The organism is Microbacterium sp. zg-Y818, from assembly GCF_030246905.1.
In the GTDB taxonomy this organism is placed as follows: domain Bacteria; phylum Actinomycetota; class Actinomycetes; order Actinomycetales; family Microbacteriaceae; genus Microbacterium.
The window spans coordinates 984,125-1,005,868 of sequence record NZ_CP126741.1; the positions used below are offsets into that span (position 1 = coordinate 984,125).

At 68.4% G+C, this 21,744-nt stretch carries 21 protein-coding genes, 1 tRNA gene and 3 pseudogenes; 15 read left to right on the forward strand and 10 right to left on the reverse strand.

From position 1 onward, the window contains the following. The first annotated feature begins 29 nt into the window (after window positions 1–29). Genes QNO21_RS04405 through der form a run of 4 tightly spaced genes read left to right on the forward strand, consistent with a single transcriptional unit; the run spans window position 30 to window position 4,128 of the window. On the forward strand, window positions 30–800 hold the full coding sequence (locus QNO21_RS04405) for a pseudouridine synthase (RefSeq protein ID WP_257516985.1): 771 nt from the start codon (window positions 30–32) through the stop codon (window positions 798–800). Then, a complete protein-coding gene (locus QNO21_RS04410; protein ID WP_257516986.1) occupies window positions 797–1,909 on the forward strand; it encodes a prephenate dehydrogenase in 1,113 nt (370 codons plus the stop codon). The genes QNO21_RS04405 and QNO21_RS04410 overlap by 4 nt, the downstream gene beginning before the upstream one ends. Then, window positions 1,902–2,615, forward strand: a complete 714-nt coding sequence (gene cmk / locus QNO21_RS04415) for a (d)CMP kinase (RefSeq protein ID WP_257518681.1) — start codon at window positions 1,902–1,904, stop codon at window positions 2,613–2,615. The genes QNO21_RS04410 and cmk overlap by 8 nt, the downstream gene beginning before the upstream one ends. Further along, window positions 2,605–4,128, forward strand: a complete 1,524-nt coding sequence (gene der / locus QNO21_RS04420) for a ribosome biogenesis GTPase Der (protein ID WP_257518682.1) — start codon at window positions 2,605–2,607, stop codon at window positions 4,126–4,128. The genes cmk and der overlap by 11 nt, the downstream gene beginning before the upstream one ends. Before the next feature lie 143 nt (window positions 4,129–4,271). Here the strand turns inward: der and QNO21_RS04425 are convergent, their stop codons facing one another. Continuing rightward, complete coding sequence (locus QNO21_RS04425) at window positions 4,272–5,003, reverse strand: anaerobic ribonucleoside-triphosphate reductase activating protein (protein ID WP_257518683.1); 732 nt, start codon at window positions 5,001–5,003, stop codon at window positions 4,272–4,274. Further along, window positions 5,000–6,838, reverse strand: coding sequence for a ribonucleoside triphosphate reductase (locus QNO21_RS04430; protein WP_257513928.1), 1,839 nt, complete (start codon window positions 6,836–6,838; stop codon window positions 5,000–5,002). Before QNO21_RS04430 ends, QNO21_RS04425 begins: the two co-directional genes overlap by 4 nt. A 242-nt stretch (window positions 6,839–7,080) precedes the next feature. Between QNO21_RS04430 and QNO21_RS04435 the strand changes: the two genes are divergently transcribed. Then, the gene (locus QNO21_RS04435) at window positions 7,081–7,989 is read left to right on the forward strand and encodes an NUDIX domain-containing protein (RefSeq protein WP_257518684.1); all 909 of its coding nucleotides are present in this window, start codon (window positions 7,081–7,083) and stop codon (window positions 7,987–7,989) included. Window positions 7,990–8,063: 74 nt separating this feature from the next. On the opposite strand, the gene QNO21_RS04440 is transcribed toward QNO21_RS04435, so the two are convergent. Beyond that, window positions 8,064–9,557: a DHA2 family efflux MFS transporter permease subunit gene (locus QNO21_RS04440; RefSeq protein WP_257518685.1), complete on the reverse strand. Its 1,494-nt coding sequence runs from the start codon at window positions 9,555–9,557 to the stop codon at window positions 8,064–8,066. Window positions 9,558–9,679: 122 nt separating this feature from the next. On the opposite strand from QNO21_RS04440, the gene QNO21_RS04445 reads away from it, so the two are divergent. Then, window positions 9,680–10,345: a TetR family transcriptional regulator gene (locus QNO21_RS04445; RefSeq protein ID WP_257513931.1), complete on the forward strand. Its 666-nt coding sequence runs from the start codon at window positions 9,680–9,682 to the stop codon at window positions 10,343–10,345. Between the two features lie 19 nt (window positions 10,346–10,364). On the opposite strand, the gene QNO21_RS04450 is transcribed toward QNO21_RS04445, so the two are convergent. From QNO21_RS04450 to QNO21_RS04460, 3 genes are all read right to left on the reverse strand, one after another. After that, window positions 10,365–10,739 carry an RNA-binding S4 domain-containing protein gene (locus QNO21_RS04450; RefSeq protein WP_257513932.1) on the reverse strand — a complete coding sequence of 125 codons (375 nt, stop codon included), beginning with the start codon at window positions 10,737–10,739 and terminating at the stop codon, window positions 10,365–10,367. After that, window positions 10,736–11,443: a lysoplasmalogenase gene (locus tag QNO21_RS04455; RefSeq protein ID WP_257518686.1), complete on the reverse strand. Its 708-nt coding sequence runs from the start codon at window positions 11,441–11,443 to the stop codon at window positions 10,736–10,738. The genes QNO21_RS04450 and QNO21_RS04455 overlap by 4 nt, the downstream gene beginning before the upstream one ends. Window positions 11,444–11,524: 81 nt before the next feature. Continuing rightward, window positions 11,525–12,106 carry a GNAT family N-acetyltransferase gene (locus QNO21_RS04460; RefSeq protein WP_257513934.1) on the reverse strand — a complete coding sequence of 194 codons (582 nt, stop codon included), beginning with the start codon at window positions 12,104–12,106 and terminating at the stop codon, window positions 11,525–11,527. Window positions 12,107–12,236: 130 nt separating this feature from the next. On the opposite strand from QNO21_RS04460, the gene QNO21_RS04465 reads away from it, so the two are divergent. Then, window positions 12,237–12,310, forward strand: a tRNA-Pro gene (locus QNO21_RS04465). Between the two features lie 246 nt (window positions 12,311–12,556). On the opposite strand, the gene QNO21_RS04470 is transcribed toward QNO21_RS04465, so the two are convergent. Then, window positions 12,557–12,859: a hypothetical protein gene (locus tag QNO21_RS04470; protein WP_257513935.1), complete on the reverse strand. Its 303-nt coding sequence runs from the start codon at window positions 12,857–12,859 to the stop codon at window positions 12,557–12,559. A gap of 511 nt (window positions 12,860–13,370) precedes the next feature. Here QNO21_RS04470 and QNO21_RS04475 point away from each other — a divergent pair. Continuing rightward, the gene (locus QNO21_RS04475) at window positions 13,371–13,862 is read left to right on the forward strand and encodes a hypothetical protein (protein ID WP_257518687.1); all 492 of its coding nucleotides are present in this window, start codon (window positions 13,371–13,373) and stop codon (window positions 13,860–13,862) included. A gap of 44 nt (window positions 13,863–13,906) precedes the next feature. Here QNO21_RS04475 and QNO21_RS15410 read toward each other — a convergent pair. Then, a pseudogene (locus tag QNO21_RS15410) lies at window positions 13,907–14,080 on the reverse strand (DDE-type integrase/transposase/recombinase); the annotation flags it as partial. Here QNO21_RS15410 and QNO21_RS04480 point away from each other — a divergent pair. The 4 genes and pseudogenes from QNO21_RS04480 to QNO21_RS04495 all read left to right on the forward strand — a co-directional run. Further along, window positions 14,077–14,256 (forward strand): annotated as a pseudogene (locus tag QNO21_RS04480) (IS3 family transposase); the annotation flags it as partial. The pseudogenes QNO21_RS15410 and QNO21_RS04480 overlap by 4 nt on opposite strands. A gap of 58 nt (window positions 14,257–14,314) precedes the next feature. Then, entirely contained in the window at window positions 14,315–14,824 is a 510-nt protein-coding gene (locus QNO21_RS04485; protein WP_257513938.1) for a DUF4265 domain-containing protein, read from the forward strand. A gap of 398 nt (window positions 14,825–15,222) precedes the next feature. Continuing rightward, on the forward strand, window positions 15,223–15,579 hold the full coding sequence (locus QNO21_RS04490; RefSeq protein ID WP_257513939.1) for a hypothetical protein: 357 nt from the start codon (window positions 15,223–15,225) through the stop codon (window positions 15,577–15,579). A gap of 364 nt (window positions 15,580–15,943) precedes the next feature. After that, entirely contained in the window at window positions 15,944–16,345 is a 402-nt protein-coding gene (locus tag QNO21_RS04495; protein ID WP_257513940.1) for a substrate-binding domain-containing protein, read from the forward strand. A gap of 51 nt (window positions 16,346–16,396) precedes the next feature. On the opposite strand, the pseudogene QNO21_RS15390 reads toward QNO21_RS04495, so the two are convergent. Continuing rightward, window positions 16,397–16,453, reverse strand: a pseudogene (locus QNO21_RS15390) (excalibur calcium-binding domain-containing protein); the annotation flags it as partial. Window positions 16,454–17,069: 616 nt separating this feature from the next. Continuing rightward, a complete protein-coding gene (locus QNO21_RS04500; protein WP_257513941.1) occupies window positions 17,070–17,852 on the reverse strand; it encodes a DNA/RNA non-specific endonuclease in 783 nt (260 codons plus the stop codon). Window positions 17,853–18,118: 266 nt separating this feature from the next. On the opposite strand from QNO21_RS04500, the gene QNO21_RS04505 reads away from it, so the two are divergent. The 3 genes from QNO21_RS04505 to poxB are packed head-to-tail and all read left to right on the forward strand — an operon-like array spanning window position 18,119 to window position 21,656. Next, entirely contained in the window at window positions 18,119–18,892 is a 774-nt protein-coding gene (locus tag QNO21_RS04505) for an SDR family NAD(P)-dependent oxidoreductase (protein WP_257518688.1), read from the forward strand. Between the two features lie 56 nt (window positions 18,893–18,948). Then, window positions 18,949–19,917, forward strand: a complete 969-nt coding sequence (locus tag QNO21_RS04510; protein WP_257513943.1) for a DUF2252 family protein — start codon at window positions 18,949–18,951, stop codon at window positions 19,915–19,917. A 14-nt stretch (window positions 19,918–19,931) separates the two neighbouring features. Further along, window positions 19,932–21,656 (forward strand): ubiquinone-dependent pyruvate dehydrogenase, encoded by a 1,725-nt coding sequence (gene poxB, locus QNO21_RS04515; RefSeq protein WP_257513944.1) that lies wholly within the window; start codon window positions 19,932–19,934, stop codon window positions 21,654–21,656. Window positions 21,657–21,744 lie beyond the last annotated feature (88 nt).

Below are 21,744 nucleotides of genomic sequence, written 5' to 3' on the forward strand. Positions count from 1 at the left end.
ATCCCCGACGATCAGAAGGAGAAAAGACGATGGACACCGAGGGTGTACGGCTGCAGAAGGCGCTCGCGAACGCGGGTGTCGCTTCGAGGCGGGTCTCCGAGAATCTCATCGTCGAGGGGCGCGTGCGGGTGAACGGCCAGGTCGTCACCGAGCTCGGGTCCCGTGTCGACCCCGAGCGCGATCTCATCGACGTGGACGGCACGGTCATCCAGCTCGACCAGTCCAAGCGCTATGTCATGCTCAACAAGCCCACCGGCGTCGTCAGCACCATGAAGGACGAGAACGGCCGCCCCGACCTGCGCCAGTACACGAAGGACTGGCCGGAGCGGCTCTACAACGTCGGACGCCTGGATGCCGAGACCTCCGGGCTGCTGGTGCTCACCAACGACGGCGACCTCGCGCACGTGCTCGCCCACCCGTCGTTCGGGGTGAACAAGGTGTACATCGCCAAGGTGTCCGGCCGGGTCACCGCACAGACGATCAGCCGGTTGACCAAAGGCATCGAGCTGGAGGACGGCCCCATCGCCGCCGACAAGGCCCGACTGCTGGACACATCGGGCGAGACGAGTCTGGTCGAGCTCACCCTGCACTCCGGCCGCAACCGCATCGTGCGGCGCATGATGAGCGAGGTCGGCCACCCCGTCGTCGAACTCGTCCGACGCCAGTTCGGGCCGCTGCACCTGGGAAGTCTCCCGGCTGGGCGGGCACGTGAGTTGACTACAGTGGAACGCGGCGCGCTGCTCACTTTGGCGCGCGCCGCGACGGAAGAGCCGTCGCCGGGTGACCAGGAGAGCCAGTGACCGATTCGACGACGGGGCCGCTCGCTGCGCGCGTGCAGGGCCCCGTCCGCATCGTGGGTGCCGGGCTGCTGGGTTCGAGCATCGGCCACGCGCTGCGCGCCCGCGGGGTGGACGTCGTGCTCGACGACACATCCCCGGCACAGCTGCGCCTGGCCATCGACTACGGCGCCGGCCGCGCCGCGCGCGCCGATGATGCGCCCGTGCTCGTCGTCGTGGCGGTGCCGCCCGACGTCACCGCCGACGTCATCGAGCGTGAGCTGGCCGCCTATCCGCAGGCCGTCGTCACCGATGTCGCCAGCGTCAAGCTCGAGCCGCTCCGGCGGCTGCGGGAGCGCGGCGTTGACCTCACCCGCTACATCGGCTCGCACCCGCTGGCCGGCCGCGAGCGGGGCGGCGCCATCGCCGCCCGCGCCGACATCTTCGTCGGCCGCCCGTGGGTCGTCTGCCGCGACGGCGAGACCCGGCCGGGCGACTTGGCGCTGGTCGAGGGTCTCGCGCTGGACCTCGGCGCCATGCCGATCGAGATGAGCCCCGAGGAGCACGATCAGGCCGTGGCGCTCACCTCCCATGTGCCGCAGCTGGTGGCGAGCCTCTTGGCCGGCCGCTTCGTCGACGCGCCAGAGGGCTCGCTGCGCCTTGCCGGACAGGGAGTGCGGGACACCACGCGCATCGCGGCATCCGCCCCCGAACTCTGGGTGCAGATCCTCGGCGCCAACGCAGCCCCGGTGGTCGACGTTCTCGACGCGCTGGCCGCTGACCTCACGGCCGTGTCGGCGGCGCTGCGCGAACCCGAGGTCCCCGGGGCCCGCCGCGACGTGGCTGAGACCATCCGCCGCGGAAACGACGGCGTCGAGCGACTCCCCGGCAAACACGGCCAGAATCGCCGCTTCGAACCCGTCGTGGTGATGGTCGATGACCGCCCCGGCCAGCTGGGGCGCCTCTTCGGCGACCTCGGCGTCCTCGACGTGAACGTCGAGGACCTGCGTCTGGAGCACTCTCCCGGCGCACAGTTCGGCCTGGCGGAAGTCAGCGTCGTCCCCGCCGCGGTGCGACGGACCGTCGATGGTCTGACGGCGCGGGGCTGGAAGATTGCGAGCACCAATGACTGACACCTCCCTCGGCTCCGACCCGACCGGCGGCCCCATCGTCGTCGCGATCGACGGCCCGGCCGGCAGCGGCAAGTCCAGCGTCTCGAAGCAGGCCGCCCGGCGGCTGTCGTACGGCTACCTCGACACCGGCGCCGCCTACCGGGCGCTGGCCTGGCACGCGCTGTCGCACGGTGTCGACACCTCCGACGCCGTCGCGGTGCTCGAGGTCGCGGGCGACTTCGACTTCGCGATCTCGCTCGACCCCGACGACTACTGGGTGAGGGTCGGCGCCACGGACGTGACCGACGCCATCCGTGAGTCCCGCGTGTCGGACGCTGTGAGCGGCGTTGCGCGGGTCCCGGCGGTGCGCGAGGCCGTCAACGCCATGTTCCGTGCGCTGGTGGCGACGTCGGGCCTTGCCGGCGTCATCGTCGAGGGCAGGGACATCACCACGGTGGTGACCCCCGATGCGCCGGTGCGGATTCTCCTCACCGCCGCGCCCGAGGTGCGCGCTGCGCGCCGCAGCGCCGAGATCACGACGCAGGATGCCACGGCCGTCGCCGACGCCCTGCACCGTCGCGACGCCGCCGACTCCAAGGTCGTGGACTTCCTCACCGCCGCCCCCGGCGTGACGGTGGTCGATTCGACCGCATTGAATTTCGAACAGACTGTGGATGCCGTACTCGACGTCGTCCACGCAGAGACGGGAGCGCACCATGAGCGCTGAAGAAGAATACGAAGGCGGCCCGGACAACCTGGCCGAGAAGCTCGCCGACATGGACGAGCACCTCGCCGAGCAGCGTGCAGCGACCCTGCGCGCCTCGCTGTCGGACTATGAGCTCGACGACGAAGACGCCGGCCTGCTCGCCGGTGCGGCGCAGGGCGATGACGGCATCGAGTACACCCCGGCGCTGCCGGTGGTCGCGATCGTCGGCCGCCCCAACGTCGGCAAGTCCGCGCTGGTCAACCGCATCCTCGGACGCCGCGAGGCCGTCGTTGAGGACACCCCCGGTGTGACCCGCGACCGCGTCACCTACAAGGCCGAGTGGATGGACCGCCGGTTCTCGCTGGTGGACACCGGTGGCTGGGAGCCCGACGCGCGTGGCATCGACCGCTCGGTGGCAGCACAGGCCGAGGTCGCGATCGACCTCGCCGACGTGGTGCTGTTCGTCGTCGACGCGATGGTGGGCGCCACCTCGACCGACGAGCATGTGGTGAAGCTGCTGCGAAAGAGCGGCAAGCCGGTCTTCCTCGTCGCCAACAAGATCGACGACCAGCGTCACGAGCCCGAGGCCGCAGCCCTGTGGGCCCTCGGACTCGGCCAGCCGTACCCCGTCTCGGCCATCCACGGCCGCGGCGTCGCGGACCTTCTCGACGACGTCATGAAGGTGCTGCCGGAGGTCTCGGCGGTCGCCAAGCAGGAGATCGGCGGTCCCCGCCGTGTGGCGATCCTCGGTCGCCCCAACGTCGGAAAGTCGTCGCTGCTGAACAAGGCCGCCGGCGAGGAGCGCGTCGTCGTCAACGAACTGGCGGGCACCACCCGCGACCCCGTCGACGAGGTCGTGGAGCTGGGCGGCAAGCTCTGGCGGCTCGTCGACACCGCCGGCATCCGTCGCCGGGTGCACCTGCAGCAGGGCGCGGACTTCTACGCGTCGCTGCGCACCTCGGCCGCGCTCGAGAAGGCCGAGGTCGCCGTCGTCGTGCTCGACGTCAGCCAGCCGCTGAGCGAGCAGGACGTGCGCATCATCGACCTCGTGCTCGAATCGGGACGCGCCCTCGTGCTGGCGTTCAACAAGTGGGATCGCCTGAACGACGACGACATGGAGAACATCGACCGTCGCCGCTACCTCGAGCGCGAGATCGAGCAGGACCTCGCCCACGTGGCGTGGGCGCCGCGGGTGAACATCTCCGCCCTCACCGGTCGCCACCTCGACAAGCTCGTGCCCGCGCTCGAAACGGCGCTGGAGTCGTGGGATCAGCGCATCCCCACCGGCAAGTTCAACGCGTTCCTCTCCGAACTCGTCGCCGAGCACCCGCACCCGCTGCGCGGCGGAAAGCAGCCCCGCATCCTGTTCGGCACGCAGGCCTCGACCCGCCCGCCGACATTCGTGCTGTTCACGACCGGGTTCCTCGACCCCGGCTACCGCCGGTTCATCCAGCGGCGCCTGCGCGAGCTGTTCGGCTTCGAGGGCACCCCGATCGTCATCAACATGCGGGTGCGCGAGAAGCGCCAGCGCTGATCGCTCGGGCTGTCGCATCCGCGGCATCCCTCGAGAAACCACTTTCGGGATGAGACACCACGCAATGCGCGATGTCTCATCCCGTTTGTGGTTTCTCGGGCGAGGGGCGGGCGCGGCGGCGACGGGCGGCGACGCGGGCGCGGTCAGCGCACGGTGACGCGGTCGAACCGTGCGGTGGGGATGCCGTCGAGAGCGACCGCGCGCGTCGTCCGGGCGCCGCGGGGGAGCGGTGTGCGGGTGCCGGTGTCGCGGAATCGCTGCACCGCCCAGTCGCGCACACCGGCATCCGCCAGGCGGCATCCGAGCGCGGTGAGGCCGGCTTCGTCGATCGCGTCGGGGTGCACGGTCGTGCGCACCTCGTGCTGCAGCGGGCGGTCGGTGTTCTCGCGCAGCCGCTGCTGGGTGAGCACGAGCTCGAGCGACAGCCATGCGCGCTCGCCTGCGCCCGGGCGGCCGGTGACCGCGGTGTAGCGGTCGTCGGTGGCCGCCTTGATGTCCAGTCCCACCCAGTCCACCAGCGGCAGCACACGCGCCAGCTGCCGCGGATACGCCCCGCCGGTGTGCAGTCCCACGGCGAAGCCGCGGGCGCGGACCGTCTGCATCGCGGGGAGCAGCGCGTGCTGCATGGTGGGCTCGCCGCCGGTGAACACCACGGCGTCGAGCAGCCCGACCCGCGAGTCGAGGAACGCCGCCACCTCGTGCCACGTCATCGCGGGTGTCGCCCGCGGGGCGATCAGCGCCGGGTTGTGGCAGTAGAAGCAGTCCCATGGGCACCCCTGCAGGAACACCGTGGCCGCCAGCATGCCCGGCCAGTCCACCGTCGACAGGCGCGTGAGGCCCGCGACGCGCAGGTCGTCGGTGGTGGGGGTGATCATGTGGGGGCTCCGACCAGCTGGGGCGTGGCATCCGACTTCTGCTGGTCGAAGTACACGCGCTCGGCGGCCTCGCCCTTCTTGCCCACGTTGAACGACGACACCGGACGGAAGTAGCCCATGACGCGCGTCCACACCTCGCACTCGGCACCGCACTGCGGGCACGACGGCAGGTCGCCCGAGAGGTAGCCGTGGGCAGGGCAGATCGAGAAGGTCGGGGTGATGGTGATGTAGGGCAGTCGGAACCGCTCCAGCGCTCGGCGCACCAGCGTCTTGCACGCCCGGGCGGAGGTCATCGCCTCACCCATGTACAGGTGCAGCACGGTGCCGCCGGTGTACTTGCCTTGCAGGTCCTCCTGCAGCGCCATCGCCTCGAAGGCGTCATCGGTGAACCCGACCGGAAGCTGCGACGAGTTGGTGTAGTAAGGGTTGTCGGCGGTGCCGGCATGACGGATGCCGGGATAGCGCGCGATGTCCTCCTTGGCGAAGCGGTAGGTCGCCCCCTCGGCGGGGCTCGCCTCGAGGTTGTACATGTGGCCCGTGGCCTCCTGGAACTGCACCATCCGTTCGCGCACGTGATCGAGCACTCGGGCGGCCAGCGTCATGCCGGCGGGTGTGGTGATGTCCTCGGCATCCCGGGTGAAGTTGCGCACGAACTCGTTCAGCCCGTTGACGCCGATCGTGGAGAAGTGGTTCTCGAGCGACCCGAGGTAGCGCTTGGTGTACGGGAAGAGCCCACCCTGGATGTGCCGGTCGATCACGATGCGCTTGGCCTCGAGGGTGTCGCGCGCGATCTCCAGCAGTTCGTCGAGACGCGCGATGACGGCAGCCTCGTCGCCGGAGTGCACGAAGCCCAGCCGTGCGCAGTTGACGGTCACGACCCCGACCGACCCGGTCTGCTCGGCGGAGCCGAACAGGCCGTTGCCGCGTTTGAGCAGCTCGGTGAGGTCCAGCTGCAGTCGGCAGCACATCGAGCGGATCATGTGGGGGTCGAGGTCCGACGTGACGAAGTTCTGGAAGTAGGGGAGGCCGTATTTCGCCGTCATCGCGAACAGGGCATCGACCTCGGGGGCGTCCCACGGGAAGTCCTTGGTGATGTTGTACGTCGGGATGGGGAAGGTGAAGGCGCGGCCGTCATCGTCGCCCTCGGTCATCACGTCGATGAAGGCGCGGTTGATCATCGTCATCTCGGCGGTCAGGTCGGCGTAGGTGAAGTCGCACACGCTGCCGCCGATGAGGGGGTGCTGCGGCGCGAGGTCGTCGGGGACGGTCCAGTCGAACGTGAGGTTGGTGAACGGGGTCTGCGTCCCCCAGCGCGAGGGCACGTTGAGGTTGAACACGAACTCCTGCATCGCCTGACGCACCTGCTCGTACGTCAGCGCGTCGAGCCGGACGAAGGGGGCGAGGTAGGTGTCGAACGAGCTGAAGGCCTGGGCGCCCGCCCACTCGTTCTGCAACGTTCCGAGGAAGTTGACCATCTGCCCGAGCGCACTGCTGAGGTGCTTGGGCGGCCGCGACGAGATCTTGCCCGGGACGCCGTTGAAGCCCTGCTCCAGCAGCGTGCGCAGGGACCACCCCGCGCAGTAGCCGGCGAACATGTCCAGGTCGTGGATGTGCAGGTCGCCGTCGCGGTGCGCAGCTCCCGCCTCGGGGGCGTACACCTCATCGAGCCAGTAGTTGGCGATCATCTTTCCCGAGGCGTTGAGCATGAGCCCGCCGAGGGAGTACCCCTGGTTCGCGTTGGCGTTGACCCGCCAGTCGGCCCGCGACAGGTACTCGTCGACGGTGGCGGCGACGGGGACGGAGCGGGGTGCGGCGGGCGGGGTCGGGGCGGTCATGGCATCCTCTGAGGCGGGGGGGTGGTCTGCGGGCTCACCACTATATGCATGTGGTCAGACCAGTACACAGTCCCATATGTAGTGGCTACAGCGCTCATTGGCGGCGACGGTCGCGCCATTGTGGGGCCGCACAGCATCGCGTGGCGCTCCCGGCGTGGCGGGCCGGGTGGGTGTATGTGGCCGCGTCGGCGGTTTGTGCGCGGCGCGGCGCCACGCGGTGCGGGCTGTGCCAGGCTGGACCGGTGACGATCGTCCCGCCCGCACCGGATGAGCCGCGCCGCCCCGACGGGCCGCGCGATCCCGGCGACGCGTGGGTGGTCGCCGATGACGGCACCCGTTACTGGGGCCGCTTCGGCGCAGCGGGGCTGCTGGCGCTCGACGCGCAGCGCGGCATCCTGCTGCAGCACCGGGTGTCGTGGAGTCATTTCGGCGGCACCTGGGGGCTCCCCGGCGGCGCACGTCACGAGGGCGAGAGCGCGGGGGCCGCGGCCCTGCGGGAAGCGGCGGAAGAGGCCGGGGTGCCGGCGGATGCCGTGCGGCCGCGGCTGCTCAGCATGCTGGACCTGGGCATCTGGAGCTACGGCACCGTGCTCGCCGATGTCGTGACGCCGTTCGAGCCCGTCATCAGCGATGCCGAGAGCCGGGAGCTGTCGTGGGTGCCCGTCGCCAACATCGACGATTACCCGCTGCATCCCGGATTGGCCACGGCGTGGCCACAGCTGCGGACTCTGTTGGACGTGCGGCCGGCCATCGTGGTGGATGCCGCGAACGTCGTGGGCTCGGTCCCCAATGGCTGGTGGCGTGACCGCGCCGGCGCCGGGTCGCGGCTGCTGGCACGCGTGGCCGCCTGGGCGCGACAGGGGGTGGATGCCGGGTCGATCGATCTTCCCGCAGGGCAGTGGTTCCCCGAGGTCTCCGTCGTGCTCGAGGGCGCCGCGCGCTCTGCCGGCGTTGCCGCGGGAGTGCACGTGGTGCGCGCGCCCGCCTCGGGCGACGACGCGATCGTCGACGAGGCAGCCCGGCTGGTGTCGCTCGGTCGTCGCGTCATCGTCGTCACGACCGACCGCGCGCTGTCGCGGCGCGCCGCCGAGGCCGGGGCTGCGGTGCGCAGCGCCGGCTGGCTGCTCGCCTTGTTGCCGGAGCACGCATAGGCCCGAGAAGGGTGAAGCGCCGAGAACGACGAAGGGCCGACAGCGCGCGCTGCCGACCCTTCGTGAACCCGCGATCAGTGAACGGGAAGCGCCTCGCCCTGCGGGGCGTCGTCGGGCGCGGGTGCCTTGCGCACGAAGAACGCGAGGATCACCGCGGCCGACGCCACGATGGCTCCGGTGAGGAACGCCAGGTGCACGCCCGAGGCGACGGCCGAGACGGCGCTCGCGCCCTCCGCCAGTGACGAGGCCGCCTGCACCGACATGAGGGTGACGAACACCGCGGTGCCGGCGGCGCCGCCGACCTGCTGAATCGTCCCGACGATCGCGCTGCCGTGCGGGTACAGAACCCGCGGCAGTGAGCCGAGCGCCGAGGTGAGCAGCGGCGTGAAGACGAAGCCCAGGCCGAGGTTGAGCGTCATGTGCACGGCGATGATCCAGGGGATGGTGGCCGACTCGTCGAAGGTCGTCATGCCCCATAGGGCCGCCGCGGCGACGATCATGCCGGGGATCACGAGCGGCGTCGGCCCGTACTTGTCGAACAGCGAGCCGACGATGGGCGCGATGACGCCCATCAGCACGCCGCCGGGCAGCAGCATGAGTCCGATGGTCAGCGTCTCGAGGCCGAGCACGTCGGTCAGGTAGATGGGCAGCAGCACGAGCGAGCCGAAGAGCGCCGCCATCACGACGACGACGAGCGTCACGGCGAGGCTGAAGGACTTGGACTTGAAGGTGCGCAGGTCCAGCAGCGCGCTGTCGCTCTTCTGCAGCTGCAGCTGGCGGGCGACGAAGGCGGCGAGCCCCAGGGCGCCGACGGCGAGCGGGATCCACACCGGAACCGGCGCGTTGCCCGAGGCGGCTTCGCCGATGGAGCTGAGTCCGTAGATCAGGCCGCCGAAGCCGAGGGCCGACAGCAGCACGCTGAGCACGTCGAACTTCGCCGGGTGGGTCTCGGTGACGTTGCGCACCCAGAGGGCGCCGAGGGTGAGGGCGATGAGCGCGATCGGCAGCACGATCCAGAACAGCCAGCGCCAGCTGAGCGCGGAGAGGATGATGCCGGACACGGTCGGTCCGATGGCCGGGGCGACGGCGATGACGATGGAGATGACGCCCATCATGCGCCCGCGGTGCGTCACCGGAACGATCGACAGCACGGTGGTGAAGAGCAGCGGCATCATGATCGCGGTGCCCGATGCCTGCACGACGCGGCCGGCGAGCAGCATCTCGAACCCGGGAGCGAGGGCGCCGATGAGGGTGCCGAGCGTGAACAGGCTCATGGCGGCGAGGTAGACGCCTCGCAGCGGGAAGCGCGCCAGCAGGTAGCCGGTCAGGGGGATGACGATCGCCATCGTCAGCAGGAACCCGGTGGTCAGCCACTGGGCCGTGCTCGCGGTGATGGCGAGGTCGGTCATGAGGCTCGGCAGTGCGACGCTCATGATCGTCTCGTTGAGGATGACGACGAAGGCCGAGATCACGAGCAGGGCGATGACGACGCCGGGGCGCACGATGACGGGCGCGGTGCCGGTGGGCGTGGGGTTGTCCGCGGTGGGAGGAGTCTTCTCGAGGGTCACGAAGGTCTTTCTGCTGGGGACTCGCGCGCGTGCGGCGCCATGCGAGGGGAAGGTGTCGGATGCCGACGAAGCAACAATACTGGCAGTGCCTGCCATGTTGGCGCAATCTGTACACTGGCCGCATGGACACCGGCAACCCGCATCGCACAGCGCTCAACGACGAGCCTGTCGGGCTGCGCGAACGCCGCCGCCGTGAGACGCAGCGCGACATCTCGGATGCCGCGCTCGAGCTGTTCGAGTCGAAGGGGGTCGCCGCGACCACCGTCGACGAGATCGCCCGGGCCGCAGGGATCTCGCCCCGTACGTTCTTCCGCTACTACGCCACGAAGGAGGAGGCGCTCTTCGCTCCCGAAGACGACACCTCTGCTGCGGTGCGCCGCGAGACGCTCGCCGCGATCCGGGCCGGCGCTCCGGTCGCCGCCGCGCTCGACACCGGGTGGTTGCGCCTGCTCGAAGCCTTCGACGCGCAGGCGCCGGGCGGTCGCGCGCGCTCGCTGCGGGTGCGCCGGCTGGTGCACAGCGAACCGGCGCTGCTGGCCGTCGCACTGCGCAACGAGGCGGCCGGCGCCGATGCCCTCACCGATGCCGCCGTCGACGCGGCGAAGGCGGATGCCGACGTGCTCACCGCGCGTGCGCTGATCACCGCCGTGAGCTGCACGGTGCGATTGGCGTTCGACGAATGGGTCCGACGGGCCGAGCTCGGGCAGGACACGTCGGTCCGTGAGATCTACGTCGCGCTGCGGCGCGGTCTCGCCACGTACGCGGGGCAGATCGCCGACGACCTCTGAGTCCCGAGGCTCGCCTCACTCATCGTCCGCGCAGACGGTCGGTCTCGCGCCGCTCGCGCTTCGTCGGGCGGCCGGCGCCGCGATCGCGGACGGGCACGAACGCGGTCATCTCGCGCGGCGGCGGGGGAGGCGTGCGGTCGTCTACGGCGGCGGCGGCGAGAGTCGCACCCACCCGCTTGGTGATCGTCTGGCGCACGACCAGAATGCGGTCGAACCCCGCGATGCGCACGCGCAGCTCGTCGCCTGGCCGCACCGGCTGCGCCGCCTTCGCGCGCTCGCCGTTGACCCGCACGTGACCGGCGCGGCACGCCGTCGTGGCGGCCGAGCGGGTCTTGTACACGCGCACCGCCCAGAGCCACGCGTCGACGCGTGCCGGCTTGGCGGCATCCGTCATCGCGCGCGCACCCCGCGCAGGTGCCGCGCCACGCCGAACGCGATGAGGCCCTGCCCGATCGTGTACGTGACCATGACGGCCACCCCGGCCCAGTCGGGCGTGCCCGGGACGAACAGGCGGAACGCGAGCGTGGTATCGGATGCCAAGAAGAACACCGCGCCGACGACGACCGCCGGGTTGCAGCGGGTCGCGGCGGCGGCCGTGCCGCCCAAGACCAGGCCGTAGACGGCGACGCCCACGGCGAGGGCGCCGAGAAGCGGCCACAGCACGATGATCAGCACGAGCCACCAGACCACGTAGACGGCCGACCACCAGGGCAGCCGGCGCACGGCGAGGTGTCGCCAGAACAGGGCGATGTAGCAGGCGTGCGCCAGTCCGAAGCTGAGCAGCATCATGGGCAGCTCGTCGTCGAAGAACGGGAAGAAGAAGGCGGCGCCGTCGCCGAACCACGAGAACAGCAGGGCTGCGACGAGGAGGTTGTGCGCGACACCCCAGCGCGTCCTGCGCAGCGACCACGCTGCGGCGAGGATGAGCGCCGGCATGAGGGCGAGCTTGGTCGGGTACGTCAGCGGCGAATCCACGGCCAGCAGGATGACGTGGACCAGGGCAACGACCGCGTAGACCGCGAATCCCCACCACCAGCGGGGGTCCTGCCGCGCGCTCGATGCGGGGGTGGTCGGCGAACGGTCGGGTGCAGTGCGCACGGCGCTCCTTCGGGCAGGACGGACGGTCGTCTCATCGTACGGTCCGGGGCGGTGCCCGCCCGGGAGGGTGGGTCACCCGGCTCAGCCCGAGACCTCGAGCTGCACGATCGCGATGTTCGGCTTCGGTCGGGCCACCTCGTGGAATCCCGCCTTCTCGAAGGTGGAGAGCGTGCCGTGGTACAGGTCGTTCGACGCCACCTTCTTCGCCGATACGTCGATCGGATACGCCTCGATGATGCGGGCGCCGCCTTCGCGAGCGAGGTTCACCGCGGCATCCAGCAGCGCAGGGGTGAGCCCCTGCTTTCGGTGGTCGCGTCGCACGACGAAGCAGCTCACCGCCCACACCCCGGGGTCGTCGAACGGCACCGGGGACGCGGCGTAGTTGCGGGTGCGTGCCAGGCGCGGCTGGCGGGTGCGTGGCCCGACCCTCACCCACGCGGCAGGCACGCCGTCGACGTAGGCCACGAGGCCCGGCGGCGGGCCGGCGTCGATCTCGGCGCGGAACTTCTCGGTGCGCTCGGCGACCGTGGCGGTCTCGAACTCACGTCCCGTCAGCAGCCACCACATGCACTGGCACTCGGCCCCGTCGCCACCGTCGGCGAACGCCTGCTGGATGTCGTCGAACCGCGGCGACGTTGCCGGCTCGATCGTGATCTGGTTCATGGGCCAGACGCTAGCGGCACCCTCCGACAGCGGCAACGGTGACTGCGACATGCGCGGGGTGTGCTGGTTCGCGCGCCGTGCGCGGAGCGGCTAGGATAGGGGAGTTGTCCGCCAGCGGACAGCAGAAGACCGGGATGTGGCGCAGCTTGGTAGCGCACTTGACTGGGGGTCAAGGGGTCGCAGGTTCAAATCCTGTCATCCCGACCGGTGGGGCCGTTGGCAGAACTGATGGCAAAACGGTCGATAAGGAAGAAGGGCACTGGCGTGAAGCCGGTGCCCTTCTTCTTTTTCTGTTGTTGTGGTGAGGGCTGGAGCGGTTGGATCGGCTACCCCGGCGGAACGGATCCCGGAAATGGCGAACGCGCCCGGTTTCGGGCGCGTTCGATTGTCCTGGGTGAGCGTGGGTGTGCCGGTTTCTTCACCGGCCGGTGATGCTGCTCCTGCGGCGAGTCAGGTCCTCATCGGGACAAGCGGGTCGTCGGAATCTGCTGCGGCTGCCGCCTGAGGTCCGCGAGGGGGAATGGTGGGATCGCCGTCGCCGGTGGTCTTGGTGTACCGGTTCGCCCACACGCGGTCGCGGCGGCGGAGCGGTCTGAACTTGGCAGGGTCGGGGAGTCGTCCCCGGATGTAGTCGTCGAGCCACGCGGCGATCTTTCGGAGGTTGTAGTTGGCGATCAGGAAGCTGATCAGCACCTGTGCGGCGGCTGGCCCGCGTACGCGGCGGCGACCGGCGTCTTCCAGGGCGGCTTCCATGGCCCAACGATGAACAGTATCTTCCTCAGATCGCGCCGCTTTATATGACGTTCGGGTCGGGCCTCACGCAATGGAACGTCGTCGCAACTGAAGCCATGGAAGACCTGCCCCTACTCCGGCGCATCGTAAATGCTCCCGTCTCGGGAGCCGCCTGGGCCTACGCGATGGCGAACGGCGGCGACTGTCGGCCAGCGTCGACAGGAATACTCGTATGCGGAAACGCCGTCAATCCAGGAGGCGCGGGCACGGGCGGTACGATCTTCGGCGACGTGTTCGTTACGCAGGATCCCACTCATCTCGTTCTATGTCGGGATTCCCTGATGGCTCACGAATCCAGGCATGCCGCACAATGGGCAGGGTGGGGAGGCCTGGGGTACGCAGCTGCATACGGCATAGCGTCGGCATACTCGACCTTGCTAACTGGCAACAGAGCGTGCGCCAATTACTTCGAATGGGATGCCAGCTTTAGGCGAGGGGGCTATGCCGCATGTTGACCGAGGGACTGCGCCTGATGGCACGGTGGGCGGGTGCCCTTGCCGTGCTCGCCCTTTGCGCGGGCACGATGGCGGGATGCATGTACTTCTTTCCGACCGAACCCGGTGACGATCGCTTGGAGCTCACGGTGCGCTCTGGCGAGGTTTGGTTTCACTGGTGTGGAAGCCGGTCGATGCAAGAGGGCTTGAGGCTCTCGTTCAGAGCTGAGCCACCTGGAGGTCACGTCACGGTCGCGTACGAGGGCTCCGGCAGTTTCGTCCTCGAACCCGGAGGTGAATTCGCTGTCGCTGCGCCGCCGCACGGCTTGCGAGCGACAACCGAGTCGATCTCGATACCGGCCACCGACGAGCTTGAGCGAGTCACCGTCTCGAGCGGGGGGTCGACTCCCACCGCGGACTCGATCCTCACGACGTTCAATATCGACCACATCGATGACCTTGAGGGTGTCTGGTTGCGCATCGACGGGAGCACCGCACAAGTGCCTTGCTCGGATGAGAGCGGCGACTAGGCTGCAGATCACATCTGCCGGGGTGGTGGCGAACTTGTGGGCGCGAAACTGCGTCCTCTGGCGGTGTGGACCATGCAGCCGGCGACGTTCCCGCGCCTGGCGGCGGCGCTGTTCACGGCGTCGACGGCCAGACGTGCGTTCATTCAGTCGCTGATCGAGTACCCGACGATCCGGTTCGAGAACACGTCCTTGATGGCGCAGAGGTAGAGCTTGCCTTCTTCAAACGAACGTGCTCAACCAGCAGAGGTGGGCGACCCTGCAGGAGCTGCGGCTCGCGATCGTCGTCTGGATCGAGCGGAAATACCACCGGCAACGAGCACAGGACACCCTCGGCGGCTTGACACCCATCGAGTTCGAAGCCAAGCTAACCGAGCCGCTCACACTCGCGGCCTAAACCGAACCTGTCACCAGTTCGTTCCTCACGCCACTCCACCTGGCGGTTACACTGGCGCGTGGCCGCCGACGCACTGGCCTGGGGCTTGGAGGGGGAGCGCCCGTTGACGCAGTTCACCTACAGGACGCACCTCGCACCCGTCTGGCGGGAGAAGGCGGACTTCATCCTCAATGCCAGCATCCCTGACGATGAGTCCAACCTGGAGCAGCTCTGGACCCGTAGGCTCGACTCGGAGCGGCTCGAGATCTGTTGCATTCCCTTCTACCGCTACGGCGTCGCCTTGGGTGACGTGGTTTCTTTCAGGGCCGACGACGAGCGCGGTCTTCTTCTTGACGAGAAGTTGGAGGAATCGGGGAGGTACGTGTTGCGCGCCTACCTGCGCGAGGATCGGGTCGCGGTTCAGCAAGACCTCTACGACCGTTTGTGTGAACTCGGGACGCTTCAGGAGTGGTCCGGATCAAGATTCGTGGCAATCGACTGCAGGGATGAGCCGCACGCGGCCAGGGTCTCGGGTTACCTCCAGCAATGCGTCGACCTGAACCTTCTCGAGTACGAAACCGGGCGCTGACCTCTCCTGCGGCCCGTGAGGTCTCGCCCGGCGTATCTTCGCTGCTGGCGACGATGCCGCGAAAACTGTATGAGCGGCTCATTCGGCCGGAGCGCCGCGATCACGCAAAAAGTTCCCCCCTCAGGGCTGGGCCGTCGGTCTGGTCGCCGCGCACGCGGACTTCGATGCGGCTGCTGACGCCATCGGCGGCGTCGTCTTCCTCGCCCGGCGAGATCTTCTCGCCACCGACTGGTAGCGCGGCTGAAGTTCGCGCTGTCAGACAACGGAAGAACACACAGTGTGAAAGAGCAGGAGACTTTGAACGGACTCAATAGGTGGCTCAGGAACAACCCGAATGCCACATATCATGACCGGCTGGTTGCGAGCAGCCTCAGGAACGAACTTCAGGACGTATTGCGATGAATGCCAGCACGGTCTCTCTCGCTGGGGCGCTCTTCTTCGAGTTTCCTTTCTTGCGGCCACTGCTTCAGGAAAGTCTCGAGGACAACGACGGAGAGGTGCTAGCTCATCTCCTGTTTCCGGACGTCGTCCGTTGGCTGCTGAGTCCGGCGGCCAACGAGGCACAGCGTGTCGCCGTCTGGCAGTGGCTCGAGAATATCTATCCGAGCACGGACACAGCGCAGCAGGAAGTGATCGTGTTCAGCGCCATCGAGATGATCCCGGATCCCGGCGTGCCCGGGTCGGAGATGAGGCGGATGTTGGGACCGAATCTGCGGAGGGAAGATCCATGGCTAAACCCGCCCCGGTATACGTGAGTGACGACTGGAGCTGAACCCGTGTCCACCGAACCGGGTTCAGCTCCGTTCTTCTCGTCGTGGTCGTTGCGCTTGAGACCTTCAGTGCAGGTGGATGATCGGTGCCGGACCGGCTTTTCCCGGACACCTGGGTTGAGGGAGAGCCGACCGCCGCTTGCATGTCTCAGCGTCACGAGGGCTGGCGGCGTCGCCTCCGGAGACGCGACGGATGGCCCCGCCCGCCCGTACAGGAAAAACGGGGAGTGGTTACAGGAAACGCGGGAACGGCATCCGGCCGCGATCCGCGCCAGGACAGGTTCTGCCAACAGCCCACCGGTGAGTCCCGGGAACCTAAGGGTTCCCGGGACTTTTTCGTGGGTGAAACTTGATCACGTCATCGCAATGCCACGGCATCCGGCTCACCCGCCTCAGCCACCACGCCGCCTCGATCCAGGGAGGGCGCGCCGCGGCCGCGCTCGCGGCAGCGAGCGGGGCCACGGCCGTCGTTGCCTACAACGATCTCGTCGCCCTCGGGCTTGAGGCGGGGATGCTGGACCTCGGTCGCACCTGCCCCGACGACATCAGCCTCGTGGGTATCGATGACATCGACCTTGCCGGGGCCGTGACCCCAGGGCTCACCACGGTGCAGATGCCCATCGAGCGCAGCGGCGCCCTCGCCGTCGACCTGCTGTTGCAGGCGATTGCGGGCTCCGTGATCGGCGACGTCGCGACGCTCGGCTCGCAGCTGATCGTTCGGGCATCGACCGGGGTTGCGCGGGCGGCCTAGCGCGCGTCTCGCGCTGGACGGTTGTGCGGGTGGGGTAGCGGTGATTGGTGCTTACTCGCAGCCGGTGCCGTCGCCGTCGCGATCGAGCTTGCGGGAGTACCCCGGGGTCCTCGGTTTCGGTTTCGGCGCGGGCTACAGGAAAAAGTGGAGGCCACTAGAGGAAACGCGGGGACGGTATCCGGCGGGAGCCGCACGAGGACAGGTTCTGCCAACAGCCCATCTTTTTCGTTGGTGGAACTTGATCGCGTCAGCGCAATGCCATCACTTTGACCTCTCCCACGCCGTGTCGCGGCGGAGGGCCTCGACTGGCTGGACTTCGCTCCGGTTGCATCCGAGTGATGGGGCGTCTGGGTGCGCACCTCTTCGATATGGACGCTGTGGACAGCCTGACGCTCGAACTCTGGGTTAGGAGAGACTCCTCAATGTCAACGAGCTCGCGGCGAATCTCAAGCTCGATGCGGAGATTCAGGCGGCCGTTGCTGGTCAGGAGGTTCTTGACGCGCCGTGCGGGGGTGAAAGTGGGACAAGCGTACGTCCATACTGGCTCTGGCCGCGGCCGGAGTACTCACCTTCGGAAGCGCACTCGCCGGGTACTCGGTCGTCGACGAGATCGCCTTCAGGCACCGGATGAAATCCGACACCGTCTTCGCGTGCGGCGCCTGGAACCCTTAAACGATCGCGACATGGTGGCGCCGGTCGCTGTCCGCACTCGGTCACCACGCTGTCAGAGAACGATGTCCTCCGTCGTGTCCAGTTCTCGCCACGTCGTGACGCCCTCGGTGACGGGGAGCACGTCGGCGTCGATGAGCGGACCGAGGTCGATCCCGGTCGCGGCGACGACCTCGGCCACCGGCATCTGGAAGGTGCGGAAGGCCGCGAGCGGCGGCGCGACCACGGCCCCCTCGCGGATGTCCACAAGCTCGCTCTGATCCAGGACGAACGCCGTGGCGGCGAGGCCGTCGGTGGAGTGCCACGCTGCGACCTTCCAGAACCGCAAGGGGATCCGGATGCCACGGTAGGGCGGGTCATCTGCCCGCAGCACGGGCGCGGTGAATACCGACAGGCGCTGGTCGGTGGCCTCCGCGTAGCCGAGGACGTGATCCTCGAGTCCCAGCCACAGCTGTTTCGACTGGTTGAACCCGGCGGCCTGCGGTGCCGCGTTCGGGTAGCGGAACGTCGCCTCGGTGGCTTCCCGCGCGGCCTGGGTCTCGCCCCACCCGGGATCGCGGCGACGGACGAGATGCCCGCGATCCAGGTTGTTCCCGGCGTAGACCTCGGGTCCCGCCTGCTGGTCGGCGGGCACCCGGGGATCGAGCTGCCACTCGCCGGTGCGTGGAAGGTCACGCAGAGAGGCGCCGTCGATGTTCACCGCGGTGACGGCCGCCAGGCGCCGTTCGATGTCGAGCACGACGGTGAACCGCGGGTAATCCAGTCGCACGACTTGTCGCCGCGACGTCGGCAACGGGACGTCGGCGTCGAGGAACAGGGGGTCGTAGCCGTCCGCCATTCCGACATCCTCGCCGACCTCGGCGAGCGTGTCATCCGTCAGTACGCCCGGCGCCAGTCGCGGATGATCTCCACCACGTCGTCGAGGTTCGACTCGAGCAGGAAATGGCCCGCGTCGAGAGTTCGATGCGGGCGTTCGGAACGTCGGAGTCGACGTACCCCGGGCCGGAACAGACGCTTGACCCTGTGGCGACCACACGGTCTTGACTCGACCTGTTGACGTCGTCCAGCCGTTTCGGCGGTCGATCCCAAGAGGGGAGCTTCACCATGACAACTCGAAGACGGCGAGGCGCAGATGTCACCGGCGCGGGAAGCGCTCACGGAATCGGATTCGCGTCAGCGCGTCTTATCGGGCTCGCCGGAAACCACGTGATGATCACATCGACGACGGATCGCATCTTCGAGCGCGTCGCAGAATTGCGCGACGCAGGCATCCGAGCGGAAGGGGTGGTCGCCAACCTCACCGATCACGGCGGCGCGGACGCGGTCCTCGCGTGTGCGCGGGATCTCTTCGGTGGAGTGGACATCCTCGTCAACAACGCCGGGATGACGGCCGTGTCCGACTCGTACGCACCGGGCGGGATCGGCAGAACGGTCCTCGGCCACTGGCACGCCTCGCTCGATCGGAACCTGACCACGACGTTCCTGATGACCCGCGCGGTGACGGGCCCCATGCAGGCCGCCGGCTACGGGCGCGTGGTCAGCGTGTCCTCGGTGTCGGGCCCCGTCGCCGCATACCGGGGCGACGTCGCCTACCATGCGGCGAAGGCCGGGATCGTCGGACTGACGCGCGCGGCGGCGATCGATATGGCCGCGGCCGGCATCACGGTGAACGCTGTCGCTCCGGGGTGGATCGACACGGCATCCGCCTCCGATCAGGAACGGCGCATGGGCGCGGCCACACCCGTCGGCCGATCCGGCACCGCAGACGAGGTGGCGTACGTGATCGCGTTTCTCGCCGGCGAAGGCGCGTCTTACCTCACCGGGCAGCTCATCACGATCGACGGCGCGAACTCCATCGCCGAGGAGCGCGGTCGATGAGACCCGCAGCCGAAGCCCTCTCTCATACGCGCGCATGGAACCCCGCGGTCCGGCAGATGCGAGCTGTCGATCGGTTACGTGCGCAGGAAGGAATCCGCGACTCGGAGCGACTCGGCGGCACCTGCGGTGAGGATGCCGCAGCCGCAGTCCTGACGGGATACCGCAAGGCGATGCGACGGTATGCCCGCATGGGAGAGCTTGACGTCTGGTATGACCAGGTCACGGCCGATGTGCCGCTGAAGGGACTGACCTCGGACTTCGCCCATGCCGCAGCGCGCGCTATCGAGAAGCAGTCGCGCAAGCAGACCCACCACGGCTCGGCGAAGAAGCTGGTCGCCGAAGAGAACGGACGGCACAGGATCCTTCTCGAGCCGATGAAGCGGATCGACGAAGGGATGAGCGAGGAAGAGCGCATCCGTGCCTATCGGCAGGTCTATGACACCTACCTCGCCTCCATCCCGCCCCACCTGCGCCGGCTCGTCGATCGATTCACCCGCAGTGACTCGGTCCGGCTCTGGCTGCATCTTCTGGAGGGCGACAGCGGGCGTCAGCCCCTGTTCCTGCAGGCGAAGCAGGCCGCCGCCTCGGTGTACGAGGAGTTCCTCGGCCCGAGTGAGTTCTCGAACCACGGCGAGCGGGTCGTCGTGGGTCAGCGCCTCATGCAGTCCGCCGCCGACATCTTCCTCGGGCACATGCGCGTCGACGGCATGGACTATTACGTGCGTCAGTACCGCGACATGAAGATCATCCCCAAGGGAGCCGAGATCGCGGCGTACCTCCCTCAGTTCGCCAAGGCCTGCGGTCGCACGCTGGCGAAGGCGCACGCCCGCAGCGGCGACCCGGCGGCGATCGCCGCGTACATCGGACGAGGAGTCGCTTTCGAAGAAGAGATCCTCCGCTTTGCGCGCGCGTACGCGGACCAGACCCATGCGGATCACGCCGAACTCGTCGCCGCGATCGCTGCGGGTGAGGTGAAGGCCGAGGGAGAGCCGCCGTCCGCCAAAACCGCACAACCGCAACCCTGAAGGAATGAACTGTCATGGCCACTGTCGCTGGGAACATCGTGAAGACGTTGCACGCCAACGGGATCGACCGTGTGTACGGTCTTCCGGGGGATTCGTTGAATGCGTTCACGGATGCGCTTCGCAAGGACGGCACGATCCGCTGGCTGCACGTGCGGCATGAGGAATCTGCGGCGTTCGCTGCGGCTGCGGATGCTGCGCTGACGGGTCAGCTGGCAGTCGTCGCGGCATCGTGCGGGCCCGGCAACCTGCACCTCATCAACGGTCTGTTCGACGCCAACCGTTCGCGTGTCCCGGTGCTCGCGATCGCCGCGCACATCCCGACGGCGCAGATCGGCACGGGGTACTTTCAGGAGACGCATCCACAGGAGCTGTTCCGGGAGTGCAGCGTCTACGTCGAGTACGTCGCCGACCCCCAGCAGATGCCGCGGCTGCTCGAGATCGCGATGCGTGCGGCGATCGAGCAGCGCGGAGTCGCAGTGCTGGTCATTCCCGGGGACGTCGCCCTCGCCGAGATCGGCGACAACCGCGCCGTCGTGATCGAGCGATCGCATCCGGTGATCCTGCCCAGCGCTCCGGAGCTCGATAAGGCCGCCGCGCTGTTGGATGCCGCGCGCAAGGTCACGATCCTCGCCGGCGCGGGTGTGGAGGGTGCGCATGATGAGGTCGTCGCTCTCGCCGACCGGCTGGCCGCACCGATCGTGCATTCCCTTCGGGGCAAGGAGTTCATCGAGCACGACAATCCGTTCGATGTGGGGATGACGGGTCTGCTCGGGTTCGCTTCCGGCTACCGTGCCATGGAGGGCGCAGATGCTCTGCTGGTACTCGGCAGCGACTTCCCGTACGAGCAGTTCTACCCCGAGCGCGCCACGACCATCCAGGTCGACATCCGCGGGTCGCAGCTCGGTAGACGGCATCCGCTCGACCTCGGGCTCGTCGGCGACGCCGGCGCGACCGCTGCGGCGCTCCTCCCGCGACTGGCCGTGCGCGAAGATCGGGGACACCTGGACGATGCCACCGCCCATTACCGGAAGACACGGGCGAAGCTCGACGAGTTGGCCGTGCCGGCGAAGGGCACGCGTCCCATTCATCCGCAGTACCTCACCCGCCTGCTGAACGAGCAGGCCGCCGACGACGCGATCTTCACCGCGGACGTCGGCTCGCCGACCGTCTGGGCTGCCCGTTATCTGTCCATGACGGAGGGGCGGCGCCTGATCGGCTCGTTCACGCACGGTTCGATGGCGAACGCGCTGCTCCACGGGATCGGCGCGCAGGTCTCGCACCCGGACCGACAGGTCGTTGCCCTTGCCGGCGATGGCGGACTCGCGATGATGCTCGGGGAACTCCTCACCCTCACGCAGAACGCACTGCCGGTGAAGACGATCGTGGTGAACAACTCCTCCCTGAACTTCATCGAGCTGGAGATGAAGGCGGCCGGATTCGTCACCTACGGGACAGGGCTCACCAACCCCAGCTTCGCCGCGATCGCCGAGGCGATGGGAATCTTCGCGCGTCGCGTGGAGCGCAGCGAGGACCTTCCGGATGCTCTGCGCGAGGTTCTCGACCACGACGGGCCCGCCCTGCTCGACGTCGTCACCGAACGGCAGGAGCTTTCCATGCCGCCCGCAATCGAGGCCGCACAGGTCAAAGGGTTCGCGCTCTACGCGATCCGCACCGTCATGTCCGGCCGCGGCGACGAGCTGCTCGATCTCGCCAAAGCGAACTGGCGCCAACTCTTCTGAACCCGGACGGGATCGGAGGCTCTGCATGTGTCGGGGGTCGCCCGGCTTTGCGCAGAGAGACGCTCGTGCACAGCATCGCGTCTCGGTG